Raw genomic sequence first — 12,179 nt, forward strand, 5'->3', positions numbered from 1 at the left:
CCCGGAAGGATGCCCTCACGCCCGAGGAGTGGGCCGACGAGGAGGCTCGCTTCGCCGCCAACGGACAGCATGAGCGGGAGGTCCGGAGCGAGCGGGGCGGCGGGCGGCCGCGTGGAGGCGAGGCCCGGCGGTCCTCCCAGCGGGACGGCGATCGGAACCGGCCCCGGGACGGGGGCGGGCGCTCCCGGTCACGGTAGCCCGGGTCCGGATCATCAAGGGCCCAGGAGGCCCTCCAGGGGTGCCTGAGGGCCGGATGGAGAGCAGGTACCTCGGTGCCTGCTTCTTTTCCTTATTCTGGCCTCGTCGCCCGGCCCAGGAAGGAGCGAGGCGGTGGCGGCCACAGCACGCCTGCAGCTCAAGCCCGCGCAGGTGGTCCGTCTCCTGGAAGACGGGCCGGAGCGCCAGCGCTGTCTGGTCCAGGTGGAGGATGAGGCCGGGGCGGCGGAGGCCCTCTGCTATCCCTCCTTGACCGGGCCGGTCCAGGCCGGCGACCGGGTCTGGGTGAACACAGCCGCGGTGGAGTTGGGCTTAGGCAGCGGCGGCTTCCACCTGGTGGCCGCGGTGGTGGCGCGGCCGCCGGCGCCGGGCCCTCTGCCCGGACGGATCATGAAGCTCCGCTACACCCCCTGGCAGTTGGCCGTGGAGGCGGTGGAGGAGGCCCACCCGGAGCGAGTGGGGGAGGGGAGCCTGGAGGGGCTGCCGGTGGTGGTGGGCGCCCTCCACTCCCAACTCCTGCCCGTGGCCCTGGCCTTCCAGGCGGCCAGCGGTGGGTTGTCGCTGGCCTACGTGATGACCGATGGGGCGGCCCTCCCTGCCTTCCTCAGCCGCTCGGCCGCCCGTTTGCGCGAGCAGGGCCTGCTGGCTGGGGTGGTCACCTGCGGGCACGCCTTCGGCGGTGATCTGGAAGCGGTCCATCCGGCCAGCGGCCTGGTGGCGGCCCGCTCCGTGCTGGGCGCGGCCGGGGCGGTGGTGATGATGGGCCCCGGGATTGTGGGCACCGGCTCCCGCTGGGGGCATACCGCGTTGGAGCAGGGAAGCCTCCTCGACCTGGTGGCCGCCCTGGGGGGCGACCCCATCGCGGTGGTCCGGCTGGGCCAGCACGATCCTCGATCCCGGCACCAGGGGGTGAGCCACCACACCCTCACCGCCCTGGGGCAGGTGGCCGCGCGGCCCGCTACGGTGGTTCTCCCCTTGCGGCCTTTGGAAGAACGCCGGCTCTGGTACCGCCAGCTCTGGGAGGCGGGGGTCCTCCGACGCCACAGGCTGGTCCATCTGCCGGTCCCGGAGCGGTTGATCCAGCGGCTGGCCCAGGAGCCGGAGGCGAGCACCATGGGCCGGGGTGTGGATAAGGAGCGGGCTTTCTTCGAGGCGGCCCTGGCGGCCGGGTGGGAGGCGGGGCGGCGAGCACGGCAACGTCAAGGAGGCTTGAACGTTTGACCCTTCTTTACTTGGTCCGCCACGGCGAGACCGACTGGAACCGGACCATGCGCATTCAAGGACACAGCGACATCGAGCTGAATGACCACGGGGTGGCGCAGGCCCGCCGGCTGGGCGCCCGGCTGGCCCGCTGGCGGATCGACCGGGCCATCGCCAGCGACCTGGTCCGGGCCCAAGAGACGGCCAGGCTCGCCCTGGGCGACCGGGCGATCCCCCTGGAGCTGGATGAGCGCCTGCGGGAGCGGAACTTCGGCGAGTGGGAAGGCCTGACCCGGGAGGAGGTGGAGGCCCGGGATCCGGAGGGCGCCCGCCGCTGGCGGGAAGAGCCCTGGACCTTCCGGCCGCCCGGGGGCGAGTCCCTGGCCGATGTGGCCCGGCGAGCCCTCCCGGTGGTGGAGGAGCTGCGGGAGGAGGGGGGGCGGGTCTTGATCGTCTCCCACGGGGGGACCCTTCGGGCCATCCTCCGGCACCTCTTGGGCTGGCCCGATGGTTCGGGTCCCAAGCTCTTCCTCTTCAACACCGGCTTGACGGTTATCCGCCTGGGCCCCGAGCGGGTCCGGCTGGAGCGCTTGAACGACATCGGCCACCTGGAGATCGAACCAGCGGTGCTGGACCCTCGCGAGGCATGAGGGGCTCCTCTTCCGCGTAGACCTAGCCTCGGACGGGCCCGGCCGCGGGAGTGGCGCCGGGACCGGGGGAGGGGAGGGCATGCGGAAGGGGTGGCCCCGGCCCAGACCAGGACGGCCCTTCGGGCCTTGGCTCCTTCTGGCTGAGGCCCTGCTGCTGGTCTCCCTGGTGGCGGGCGTGGTGGGCGCGCTCAGCCTCCCGGAACCGGTCCGGCGCGAGGCGGCAGGCCGCCTCACGCTCCCCGCGGGCGGGCTTGCACCCGGTCAAGAGGTCCTCGCGGCCGCGCTCCGGCGGAACCTCCTGGAGAGCGCGCTCCCCGCGTGGCTTCTGGGGCTCTCCCTGGCCGGCTTCCCCTTGGTCTGGGCCATCGTGCTCTGGCGGGGCTTCCAGGTGGGCTTCGCCGCCGCCTTCCTCTGGGGATGGGCCGGGAGCGGCCGGCGGGCGGCCCTCCTCACCCTGCTGCCCCACAATCTGGTGGCGCTGCCCGCGCTGGCCCTCCTGGCCGCCGCGCTGGCCCGCCTCTCCGCCCGGATCTTCGTGAGCCTGTGGCGGGGCCGGCCCCAGCCCCGGGGGCCCCTTCTGGCCGACGGCCTCGCGGCGTTGGGGGCGACCCTGCTTCTGGTGGGCGCCAGTTACGTGGAAGCCTATCTCACCCCCCGGCTGCTCACCTGGACGCTGGAGCTTCTGGGATGACAGCAGGAGCCGTCGCGAGCGGTGACGAATGGGGGGCCGAGGAGCGTGACCATCCATGGACGGCATGGCCTGGAAGCGTGCGGTGGTCTTAGTTTTGGACAGCGTCGGCATCGGCGCCCTGCCCGATGCCGACCGGTATGGGGATGAGGGTTCCAACACCGTGGGGAACACAGCCCGCGCCGTCGGCGGGTTGAAGGTGCCCACCCTCAATCAGCTGGGTTTGGGGCACCTGGTCTCCGGCCCGGGGCTGGAGGCAGTTCCCGAGCCTCTCGCCTCCTACGGCCGGATGGCGGAACGCGCCCCGGGGAAGGACACGACCACGGGTCACTGGGAGCTGATGGGCTGCACCTTGGACCGGCCCATGCCCACCTACCCGGACGGGTTCCCTCCCGAGGTGATCGAGCGGTTTGAGGCGGCCATCGGCCGGAAGGTCCTGGGGAACCGGCCCGCCTCGGGGACGGTCATCATCCAAGAGCTGGGGGACGAGCATGTCCGGACGGGCTCGCCCATCGTCTACACCTCCGCGGACAGCGTCTTCCAGATCGCGGCCCACGAAGAGGTGATCCCCCTCGAGGAGCTCTACCGCATGTGCCAGATCGCGCGGGAAATCCTCCAGGGCGAGCACGCCGTCGGCCGGGTGATCGCCCGGCCTTTCCTGGGGCCCTTCCCCGAAGAGGGGCCCGACGGGGTCCGGCAGGTCTACCGGCGCACCACCAACCGGCGGGACTTCAGCCTCGCCCCGCCCCGTCCGACCCTCCTCGACCGGCTCCAGGAGGCCGGCTTGGCTGTCCACGCGGTGGGGAAGATCTCCGACATCTTCGCCGGCCGGGGCATCACCAACAAGGTGGCCGCGCCCAACAACCAAGAGGTGCTGGAGGCCACCTTGGAGCTGATCCGGACCGCTTCCGAGCCGGGCCTGATCTTCGCCAACTGCGTCGACTTCGACACCCTGTGGGGCCATCGGAACGACGTTCAGGCGTACGCGGCGGGGCTGGAGGCGGTGGACCGCTTCCTGCCCCGGATCCTGGAGGCCTTGGGGCCTGAGGACCGCTTCATCATCACCGCCGATCACGGGTGTGACCCCACCACGCCCTCCACCGACCACTCCCGGGAGTACGTCCCCGTCCTCTGGTACGCCCCGGGCTATCGGGGCGTCTCCCTGGGGACCCGGGCGACCTTCGCCGACCTGGGGGCGACCCTCGCCGAGGGGTTCGGCGTCGGGCCGCTGGATGAGGGAACGAGCTTCCTGAGCCAGCTCCCCGAGGGGAGGAAGCATGGTGCGGCCGTATGAGCTGATCCTGAAGAAGCGGACCGGCCACGAGCTGACGACGGACGAGATCGAGCAGTGGATCCAAGGGGTCACCGACGGAAGCTTCACCGACGCCCAGAGCGCCGCGCTCTTGATGGCCATCCTCTTCCGGGGGATGAGTGACCGGGAGACGGCCGCCCTGACCCTGGCCATGGCCCGGTCGGGGCGCCAGGTGGACCTGAGTTCACTGCCTGGCATCAAGGTGGACAAGCACTCCAGCGGCGGCGTGGGCGACAAGACCACCCTGGTCGTCGCCCCCCTGGTGGCCGCGGCCGGGGCTCCGGTGGCCAAGCTCTCAGGGAGGGCCTTGGGCCACACGGGTGGGACCCTGGACAAGCTGGAGAGCATCCCGGGGCTGCGGGTGGAGCTCAGCCTCTCGGAGTTCTTGGACGTGGTCCGCGAGGTGGGGGTGGCGGTGGCCAGCGCCGGGGTGGACCTGGCCCCGGCGGACAAGAAGCTGTACGCGCTGCGGGACGCCACGGCCACCGTGGACAGCGTGCCGCTGATCGCCGCCTCCATCATGAGCAAGAAGCTGGCCGGCGGGGCGGATGCCTTCGTCCTCGATGTGAAGGTGGGGGAGGGCGCCTTCCTCACCCGCGAGGAGGATGCTCTGGCCCTGGCCCGAACCTGCGTCGCCGTCGCCCATGAGGCCGGCAGGCAGGCCGTCGCGTATCTGACCTCCATGGACCAGCCCCTGGGTGTGGCCGTGGGGAACGCGCTGGAGGTGCGGGAGGCCATCGAGACCCTCCAGGGGGGCGGGCCCGCGGACCTGCGGGAGCTGGTCTTGGTCCTGGGCGCGGAGATGGTCCGCCTGGCCGGGGTGGAGGCCGATGAGGGGAAGGCCCGGAGCCTCCTGGAGCGGCTGCTCGACTCGGGCGAGGCGGCCGCCCGGTTCCAGCGGATGATCGCCGCACAAGGTGGCGATCCGGAGGTGGTGGAGAACCCCGACCTCCTGCCCCGGGCGGAGGTCCGTCTCCCCGTGGAGGCGCCCCGGGCGGGTTACGTCCAGGCCATCGCCACCCGGGAGCTGGGGCTGGCCAGCATGGCCCTCGGAGCTGGGCGGGACCGGCCCGGCGCGCCCATCGACCTGGCCGTGGGCCTGGAGGTGGTCCGGAAGGTGGGCGAGCGGGTGGAGGCAGGGGAGCCCTTGGCCTGGATCCACGCCCGGAGTGAGGCGCAGGCCGAGGGGATCCGGGCCCGGGTGGCGGCCGCCTTCCGCCTGGGCGAGGCGCCGGTGGAGCCGCCGCCCCTCATCCGCCAGCGGGTCGCCAGCGGGACATAGGCCCCCCTCCCGGGGGCATAGGGTAGACCAGGTTTCATGGGGTCTTGCCCCAACCCCCGGGAGGTGGATCCGGTGGGCCGAAGCTGGTCTGCCTGGCTGGTGGCGGCGCTGATCCTCCTGCTTGCGGGCGGGCTCCAGGCCCAGGATCTGGAGCTCCGCTCCAAGGCGGCCATCCTCATCGACGCCCAGAGCGGCGCTGTCCTGTTCGGTCATAATGAGCATGAGCCGCTGCCGCCCGCGAGCGTGACCAAGATCATGACCATGGTCCTCGCCCTAGAGGCCCTCCATTCAGGCCGGGTGGACTGGGACGACCTGATCGCCGCCAGCGAGCATGCGGCCTCCATGGGCGGGACCCAGATCTGGCTGGAGCCCGGCGAGCAGATGAGCTTCCGGGACCTGCTCTACGCGGTGGCCGTCGGCTCGGCCAACGACGCGGCCGTTGCTTTGGCCGAGCACCTGGCCGGGAGCGAGGCGGCCTTCGTCGAGCAGATGAACGCCCGGGCCCGAGAGTTGGGCATGACCAACACCCAGTTCGCCAACCCCAGCGGCCTGCCGCCGGAAGCCCTGGGCCAGCCGGGTCCCCATGTGGCCAGCGCGGCCGACCTGGCCATCCTAGCCCGGCACGCCCTCACCCTCCCCCACTTCCTCGAGCTCACCTCCACCTACGGGCCCTACACCGTCCGGGAGGGGACCGAAGCCGAGGTCCAGCTCTACTCCTACAACGACCTCCTCCGCCGCTATCCGGGGCTGGATGGCATCAAGACGGGCCACACCAGCGAGGCGGGTTACTGCATCGCCGCCACCGCGGAACGGGACCACCTGCGGCTCATCGCCGTCACCCTGGGCGCGCCCACCCGGGCCGACCGGCAGGCGGACGTCACCCGGCTCCTCAACTACGGGTTCAGCCGGTACCGGGCAGCGGTGGTGGCCGAGGCGGGCCAGGTGCTGGGGGAGGTGGCCGTGGAGCGGGGGGTCCAGGAGCGGGTGGAGGCGGTGGCGGCCCAGGCCTTTCACGTCACCTTGCCCCGGGAGAGCCAGGCCGCTCCCGAGCGGGAGGTCCTCCTCCGGCCCCAGGCGGCGCCGGTGCAGGCAGGCCAGCCCGTGGGGGAGTTGATCGTCCGCCTGGAGGGCCGGGAAGTGGGGCGGGTTTCCCTGGTGGCCGCCCAAGATGTGGCGCGTGCTGGGGTGGGGAGCCTGGTCTGGCGGGTAACCCGGCAGGCGGTGGACGCCCTCTTCGGCCGGTAAGCCTCATCATACTTTTCCGACAGCGGCGGCAGGAGTCGGTGGCCCGCCTTGCGAATCCTCTGGCTACCAGGAGCCTGGGGGTGGCGGGCATACCCACAGAGACCACGGGTTTGGAGGTGCTCCGCTACGGCCGGGGAGCGTGCACGGTCCTCCGGCTGGCAGGCGAGCTGGATTTGTCGACGGCCCATCAGGTCCGGAACGCCTTCCCCGCCGAGCTGGCGGGGCGGCGGGGGAGGCGGCATCTGGTCTTGGACCTCCGCCGCCTCCGCTTTGTGGACAGCTCGGGCCTGGGGGTGCTCTTTGAGCTCTACCGGTGGGTGACGGCCCAGGGGGGCCGGGTGGCGGTGGTCCGCCCGACGCCCCCAGTGGCTCGGGCGTTGCGCCTGGCCGGGTACGGGAAGTTGACGACGGCGGCCGAGTCGGTGGACGAGGCGGTCCGGTCCCTGGAGGGAGATGGGTGATGGCGCACGGCGCATCGGCGGTGGCCAACACCGTCCATTTGGAGTTTCCCAGTCTGCCGGAGAACGTGGGCTTCGCCCGGGCGGCCGTCGCCCTCTTCGCCTCCCGGCTCGACTTCACCCTGGATGAGCTGGAGGAGATCAAGGTGGCCGTCTCGGAGGCTGTCTCCAACGTGGTGGTCCACGCGTACCCCGAAGGGCCGGGCCCCGTCCGGGTGGAGGCGACCGTCACCCCCCAGGGGGAGCTGGTGGTTCGGGTGGCCGACCAGGGGCGGGGGATCGAGGATGTGGCCCGGGCCTGCGAAGCGAGTTTCACCACCCGCCCGGGGGAGCACCTGGGCCTGGGCTTGACCTTCATCAACGAGTACGCCGACCGCCTGGAGGTGAACTCGGCGCCGGGGCAGGGGACGGTGGTCACCTTTACCAAGCGGCCGCAGATGGCGGCGGTCCACCGGGAATGACCGGGACGGCCCCAGGCGCGGAGCTGGCCCCCGAGGAGGCGGCCCTCTACCGGCGGGCCCGGGCGGGCGACGGGAAGGCCCGCCAGCAGCTGGCCCTGCGCCACCTGCCCCTGGTCCGCGAGATCGCCGGCCGCTTCCGGCGGGGCGGGATCGACCTGGAGGAGCTGGTCCAATCGGGCACCGTCGGGCTCCTGCAAGCCCTGCAAGGCTTCGATCCCGACCGGGGCTACCGCTTCTCCACCTACGCCGTCCCCTTCATCGTGGGGGAGATCCGCGCTTTCCTCCAGAACGAGCGGGGGCTGAGGGCGGGTCGCCGCCTGGAGGCGCTGGGCCGCCGCCTGGAGGCGGCCCAGGCCCGCCTGACCCAGGCCTTGGGCCGCTCGCCCACCTTGGGTGAGCTGGCCGCGGAGGTGGGGGTGGAGCCCGACGAAGCCTTCCAAGCCTTGGAGGCCCTGCGGGAACCCCGTTCGTTGGATGAGCCGGTGGCGCCGGGGGAGGACCGGCTCCTGGGCGAGGCCCTGGCCGGTGGCGAGGAGGAAGAGGCCTGGGCCCAGCGGCTGGTGGTCGCCCAGGCGCTGGAGCGCTTGACCCCGCGGGAGCGGATCATCCTCCGGCTCCGCTTCTGGGAAGGACGCAACCAGCAGGAGGTGGCCGCCTGCCTGGGCCTCTCCCAGCCCCAGGTCTCCCGGATCGAGCGGGCCTGCCTGGCCAAGCTCCGAGCGCTGGGCCCCTTCCAGGAGGCAGGGGAATGAGGGCCCGGACTGAGGAGCAGCGCCTGGCCGACCTCCACTGCCATTCCACCGTCTCCGACGGGCAGCTGGAGCCGTGGCAGGTGGTGGAGCTGGCGGCCCGGCAGGGGTTGCACGTGGTCGCCTTGACGGACCACGACACCGTCGCGGGCGTGGAGCCCGCGCGGCAGAGGGCCCGGGCTCTGGGGCTGGAAGTGGTCCCGGCGTTGGAGCTCTCCACCGCCTGGGGCGCCCAAGAGATCCACCTCCTGGGCTACTTTGTCGATGTGGCCGCCCCGCCCCTCCTCCGCGAACTCCAGCGGCAGCAGGAGGCCCGCTGGCAGCGGGCCCGCCTCATGGCCCGCCGGCTCGCGGCCTTGGGCTATCCCATCTCCTGGGCCCGGGTGCGGGAGCTGGCCGGGCAGGGAACGGTCGGCCGGGTCCACCTGGCCCGGGCCCTGGTGGAGGCGGGCCATGTGGCCAGCATGGGCCAGGCCTTTGACCAGTTCCTGGCCGAGGGCCGGCCGGCGTACGTGCCCCAGGCGCGCCTCACCGTCCAGGAGGGGATCGGCCTCATCGCCGCCGCGGGCGGCGTGCCCGTCTTGGCCCACCCGGGGCTGGCCCAGGTGGACCACCTCATCCCCGCGTGGAAGGCCCAGGGGCTGGCCGGCCTGGAGGTGGTCCACCCCGCCCACGACTCCCAGCAGGAGGCCCACTACCTCCGCTTGGCCCAGGAGTGGGATCTCCTGCCCACGGGCGGCTCGGACGCCCACGGCCGGGAGCGGCCCGAGGATCAACCGGGGGCCGTCCGGGTTCCCCTGGCGTGGGTGGAGGGCCTGCGCCGCGTGGCAACCCGGCCCTCCCGGCGCCCGTGACACCCTCCCACGGCTAACACCCTTTGCCAGCAGGGTTCCGTGACCCCATCCGGAAGACCCCAAGGACGACAGCCACCTGTCGGGGAGAGGCTTGGGCTCTCCCCGGGCCGCCGCCGTCAACACACCACTCAACGCAGCCTTCGTCGCAGAAAGGGTGGCTCACCATGGAGCATCGCGGCCCCCGGGTCCACCTGCGCCCCGTGCGCCCAGACGACCTGGAGTCCATCATCCGCTGGACCAATGATCCCGAGCTTCGCGAGCTGATGGAGGGCGAGTACCCCGAAGAGCCCGGGGAAGGGCGGCGCTGGTACCAGCGCACCCTCCGGGACCGCCGGAGTCGCCAGTTCATCATCGAAACCCGAGATGGCCTGGCCATTGGCGACATCGCCTTGGGAGAGATCAGCTGGCGGGCCCGGGAGGCAGAACTCCGCATCCGCATTGGCGAGAAGGCCTACTGGAACCGCGGGTACGGCACGGAGGCGGTCCAGCTCATCGTCCGCCACGCGTTCGAAGATCTGGGCCTAGAGCGGGTCTACTTGCGGGTCTTCACCTTCAACCTTCGGGCGATCCGGTGTTACTTGAAGAGCGGTTTCCGTCCCGAAGGCCGGCTGGTCCGGAAAGGAAGCGATGGGGCCCCCAAAGAGATTCTCCTCATGACGGTGGAGCGGGATCGTCTGGCCCGGTGCCTGGCTCGCCCGTCCTGATCTGGCGGGCCAGCTGGAGGCGGAGCCGGCCCCGCAGCCGCCCCCCGATGCGGCCCGTCTGGTGGGCCGGCAGGCCGCTCCAGCCCACGCTCTCCACCTCCTGATCCACGCCCAGCGACCGGGCCACCTCCCACTTGGCCCGCTCCAAGGCTTGCGCCCAGGGTGACGGTTCCCCGCGCCCCTGGGCGCGGCCGCCTTTCCGGGCCCGCCTCCCAGACCCCATGGCCCTTCCTCCCTGGCCCGTGTTTTCGACCCATCTGCCCCTCAGTTTCTCCCTTCATCTCCCAGCAATGACCACCAGCAATTGGGCCCTCTAGAAAGGAGTGGTTCCCCGCGCCGTCGAAGTACGGGCTGGTCAGGAGGCCCAAGTGCAGCGGGAAAGGCGGGCGCGCGATGGTTGAGATCTTCATCCAGGGCGGACCAGTGATGATCCCCCTGCTCCTCCTTTCGCTCATCGGCCTGGCCGTCTTCCTCGAGCGGTTCTGGTACCTGATGCGGACCCGGACCAACACCGAAGAGCTCTTGGAAGAGGTCCATCTGGCGTTGGAGCAGGAGCGGCTCTTGGAAGCGGTCCAGATCACCAAGCGGCATCGGGGGCCAGTGGCGGCCGTCTTGGCCGTGGCCGTGGCCAACTATGACCGGCCCACCCGGGAGCTGCGGGACCAGCTGGAGCATGCGGGCCAGGATGAGGTCTACAAGATGGAACGGCGCCTGGATTGGCTCGAGACCATCGCCGCGTTGGCCCCCCTCCTGGGGCTTCTGGGCACGGTGACGGGGATCATGGACACCTTCCAGGTCCTGTCGGGGATGCAGGGGGTGACCGACCCGGCGGCCATGGCGGGGGGCATCGCGGAGGCCTTGATCACCACCGCCACGGGTCTGGTCATCGCCATTCCCACCCTTTTTGTCCACAACTGGCTGAGCGGCATGATCGACCGCCGGGTCCAGGAGATGAACCGGGCTGTGTCGGAGGTTCTTGAGGTGCACTCCTACCGGGGGGTGGCCTGATGATCCGCCGGACCAGGCGTCGGGTCGGCGGGGTGAACATCGTCCCGCTGATCGATGTCATGTTCTTCTTGGTGCTCTTTTTTGTGGTCACCACCACCTTCCGGACGGAGACGGCCGGTCTGGACATCCAGCTCCCCAGTGCCGCCACCGCCCGCCAGAACGTGCCGGCCGAGCTGGTCATCACCATCCGGGAGGACGGGCGGACCTATCTGGGGGACCGGGCGGTCACCTCGGCCCAGCTCCAGGCGGAGGTCCGCCAGGCTTTGGCCAGCCGCCCTGATCTTCTGGTCATCATCCGGGGCGACCGGCGGGCCCGCTACGAGCAGATCGTGCAGGCCATCGATGATGTGCGGGCTGTCGGGGGCCACCGGCTCGCCCTGGCGGTACGGACGGAAACCTAGGCGGGGCGGCCAGCGGCGGGGAAGGAGGGGAGAGCATGGGACGGGAACCGGAAGAGACCCGGATGGGGACGTTTCTGCTCATCTCGGTCTTGATCCACATGGCCGTGCTCCTCTTTGCGCCCCAGCTGTCCAACCGGGCGGGCGCCCAGCTTCCCTCCTTGTTCAGCGGCGGCGTGGTCCAGGTGGTCCGGGTGGATGAGCCGGTGGCCAGCCAGCGGACCACACCCCAACGGGTGGCCCCCGAACGGCGCCCGGCTCCGGCCCAGCGTCAGGCGCCCCAGCCCGAGCCGCCGGCTGAGCCCCGGCCCCAGCGGGAACCTGCGCCCCCAGCCGAGGCCCAACCCGAGCCTGAGCCGGCCATCCAGGCGCCGGTCCCGTCCACCGCGGCCGACACCCCCCTGACCAGCCCCCAGGGGGCCGATCCCGTGCAGGAAGCCCCCAAGCCCCAGGCGGCGGCCGCACCTGATCCCAAGCCCGCTACCCGCACCGCCGCCCCGGCCGAGAGCCGGGAGCGGGCGGCTCCGGCCGATGCGGGCAGCTCGCCCACGCCCGAGCCGGCGTCGGAGCCGGTCCCGGAGGATCCAGGCCCGCCGGCCCTGCCCCCCTTGGGCGAGCCGGGCTCCCTCATCAACCTGGGGACCAGCAGCCTGGGCTACCCCAAGAATGCGGAGAACCTCGGTTTGGAAGGGGCGGTGGAGGTCCGCCTGGAGCTGGACGAGACGGGGAGGGTCCAGCGCATTCTGCCGGTCCAGCTCTCAGGGCACCGGGTGCTGGATGAGTACGCCCTGCAGGCCCTCACGGTGCTGGCCCGGCAGCAGCGGCTGACGGGATCGCGGCAGGCGGCCCCCTATGCGGTGCACGCCCGGGTCACGTTCCAGAGGGAGGGCAACCAGTTTGTGGGGCACGTGGAGCTGGTAGGAGCCGCCGAGTACCTCCAGGAGAGATGATGCC

15 protein-coding genes and 1 pseudogene are annotated in these 12,179 nt (G+C 71.8%); 15 read left to right on the top strand and 1 reads right to left on the bottom strand.

Going from position 1 to position 12,179, the window contains the following annotated elements; genetic code table 11:
• The 12 genes and pseudogenes from FWJ67_RS07660 to FWJ67_RS07715 form a co-directional block, all read left to right on the top strand.
• A pseudogene (locus FWJ67_RS07660) lies at positions 1-197 on the top strand (hypothetical protein); the annotation flags it as partial.
• A 133-nt stretch (positions 198-330) separates the two neighbouring features.
• A complete protein-coding gene (locus FWJ67_RS07665; protein WP_304171741.1) occupies positions 331-1,437 on the top strand; it encodes a DUF3866 family protein in 1,107 nt (368 codons plus the stop codon).
• Entirely contained in the window at positions 1,434-2,066 is a 633-nt protein-coding gene (locus tag FWJ67_RS07670) for a histidine phosphatase family protein (protein WP_304171743.1), read from the top strand. The genes FWJ67_RS07665 and FWJ67_RS07670 overlap by 4 nt, the downstream gene beginning before the upstream one ends.
• 79 nt (positions 2,067-2,145) lie before the next feature.
• Complete coding sequence (locus FWJ67_RS07675; protein WP_304171745.1) at positions 2,146-2,757, top strand: stage II sporulation protein M; 612 nt, start codon at positions 2,146-2,148, stop codon at positions 2,755-2,757.
• Between the two features lie 64 nt (positions 2,758-2,821).
• Positions 2,822-4,048: a phosphopentomutase gene (locus FWJ67_RS07680; protein WP_414482069.1), complete on the top strand. Its 1,227-nt coding sequence runs from the start codon at positions 2,822-2,824 to the stop codon at positions 4,046-4,048.
• Positions 4,035-5,348 (top strand): thymidine phosphorylase, encoded by a 1,314-nt coding sequence (locus tag FWJ67_RS07685; RefSeq protein ID WP_304171749.1) that lies wholly within the window; start codon positions 4,035-4,037, stop codon positions 5,346-5,348. Before FWJ67_RS07680 ends, FWJ67_RS07685 begins: the two co-directional genes overlap by 14 nt.
• 72 nt (positions 5,349-5,420) lie before the next feature.
• On the top strand, positions 5,421-6,593 hold the full coding sequence (locus tag FWJ67_RS07690) for a D-alanyl-D-alanine carboxypeptidase family protein (RefSeq protein ID WP_304171751.1): 1,173 nt from the start codon (positions 5,421-5,423) through the stop codon (positions 6,591-6,593).
• A gap of 80 nt (positions 6,594-6,673) precedes the next feature.
• On the top strand, positions 6,674-7,054 hold the full coding sequence (locus FWJ67_RS07695) for an anti-sigma factor antagonist (RefSeq protein ID WP_414482065.1): 381 nt from the start codon (positions 6,674-6,676) through the stop codon (positions 7,052-7,054).
• Complete coding sequence (gene spoIIAB / locus FWJ67_RS07700; protein WP_304171755.1) at positions 7,054-7,512, top strand: anti-sigma F factor; 459 nt, start codon at positions 7,054-7,056, stop codon at positions 7,510-7,512. The genes FWJ67_RS07695 and spoIIAB overlap by 1 nt, the downstream gene beginning before the upstream one ends.
• The gene (locus FWJ67_RS07705; RefSeq protein WP_414482064.1) at positions 7,509-8,264 is read left to right on the top strand and encodes a sigma-70 family RNA polymerase sigma factor; all 756 of its coding nucleotides are present in this window, start codon (positions 7,509-7,511) and stop codon (positions 8,262-8,264) included. The genes spoIIAB and FWJ67_RS07705 overlap by 4 nt, the downstream gene beginning before the upstream one ends.
• The gene (locus tag FWJ67_RS07710; protein WP_304171759.1) at positions 8,261-9,115 is read left to right on the top strand and encodes a PHP domain-containing protein; all 855 of its coding nucleotides are present in this window, start codon (positions 8,261-8,263) and stop codon (positions 9,113-9,115) included. The genes FWJ67_RS07705 and FWJ67_RS07710 overlap by 4 nt, the downstream gene beginning before the upstream one ends.
• A 164-nt stretch (positions 9,116-9,279) precedes the next feature.
• Positions 9,280-9,819: a GNAT family N-acetyltransferase gene (locus FWJ67_RS07715; protein WP_304171761.1), complete on the top strand. Its 540-nt coding sequence runs from the start codon at positions 9,280-9,282 to the stop codon at positions 9,817-9,819.
• Here FWJ67_RS07715 and FWJ67_RS07720 read toward each other — a convergent pair.
• A complete protein-coding gene (locus FWJ67_RS07720) occupies positions 9,767-10,042 on the bottom strand; it encodes a small, acid-soluble spore protein, alpha/beta type (RefSeq protein WP_304171763.1) in 276 nt (91 codons plus the stop codon). The genes FWJ67_RS07715 and FWJ67_RS07720 overlap by 53 nt on opposite strands.
• 170 nt (positions 10,043-10,212) lie before the next feature.
• Here FWJ67_RS07720 and FWJ67_RS07725 point away from each other — a divergent pair, with 170 nt between their 5' ends.
• The 3 genes from FWJ67_RS07725 to FWJ67_RS07735 are packed head-to-tail and all read left to right on the top strand — an operon-like array spanning position 10,213 to position 12,175.
• Entirely contained in the window at positions 10,213-10,827 is a 615-nt protein-coding gene (locus FWJ67_RS07725; protein ID WP_414482063.1) for a MotA/TolQ/ExbB proton channel family protein, read from the top strand.
• Complete coding sequence (locus FWJ67_RS07730; protein WP_304171767.1) at positions 10,827-11,228, top strand: ExbD/TolR family protein; 402 nt, start codon at positions 10,827-10,829, stop codon at positions 11,226-11,228. Before FWJ67_RS07725 ends, FWJ67_RS07730 begins: the two co-directional genes overlap by 1 nt.
• A 35-nt stretch (positions 11,229-11,263) precedes the next feature.
• The gene (locus tag FWJ67_RS07735; RefSeq protein WP_414482062.1) at positions 11,264-12,175 is read left to right on the top strand and encodes a TonB family protein; all 912 of its coding nucleotides are present in this window, start codon (positions 11,264-11,266) and stop codon (positions 12,173-12,175) included.
• Positions 12,176-12,179: the final 4 nt, after the last annotated feature.

The sequence above is a fragment of the Limnochorda sp. genome, from assembly GCF_047459355.1.
Lineage (GTDB): Bacteria > Bacillota > Limnochordia > Limnochordales > Limnochordaceae > Limnochorda.

Bases quoted from the DNA above. Each gene is read 5' to 3' on its own strand.
- FWJ67_RS07675 (WP_304171745.1), top strand. From the start codon at position 2,146: ATGCGGAAGGGGTGGCCCCGGCCCAGACCAGGACGGCCCTTCGGGCCT.
- FWJ67_RS07680 (WP_414482069.1), top strand. From the start codon at position 2,822: ATGGCCTGGAAGCGTGCGGTGGTCTTAGTTTTGGACAGCGTCGGCATC.
- spoIIAB (WP_304171755.1), top strand. From the start codon at position 7,054: ATGGCGCACGGCGCATCGGCGGTGGCCAACACCGTCCATTTGGAGTTT.
- FWJ67_RS07705 (WP_414482064.1), top strand. From the start codon at position 7,509: ATGACCGGGACGGCCCCAGGCGCGGAGCTGGCCCCCGAGGAGGCGGCC.
- FWJ67_RS07710 (WP_304171759.1), top strand. From the start codon at position 8,261: ATGAGGGCCCGGACTGAGGAGCAGCGCCTGGCCGACCTCCACTGCCAT.
- FWJ67_RS07715 (WP_304171761.1), top strand. From the start codon at position 9,280: ATGGAGCATCGCGGCCCCCGGGTCCACCTGCGCCCCGTGCGCCCAGAC.
- FWJ67_RS07720 (WP_304171763.1), bottom strand. From the start codon at position 10,042: ATGGGGTCTGGGAGGCGGGCCCGGAAAGGCGGCCGCGCCCAGGGGCGC.
- FWJ67_RS07725 (WP_414482063.1), top strand. From the start codon at position 10,213: ATGGTTGAGATCTTCATCCAGGGCGGACCAGTGATGATCCCCCTGCTC.
- FWJ67_RS07730 (WP_304171767.1), top strand. From the start codon at position 10,827: ATGATCCGCCGGACCAGGCGTCGGGTCGGCGGGGTGAACATCGTCCCG.
- FWJ67_RS07735 (WP_414482062.1), top strand. From the start codon at position 11,264: ATGGGACGGGAACCGGAAGAGACCCGGATGGGGACGTTTCTGCTCATC.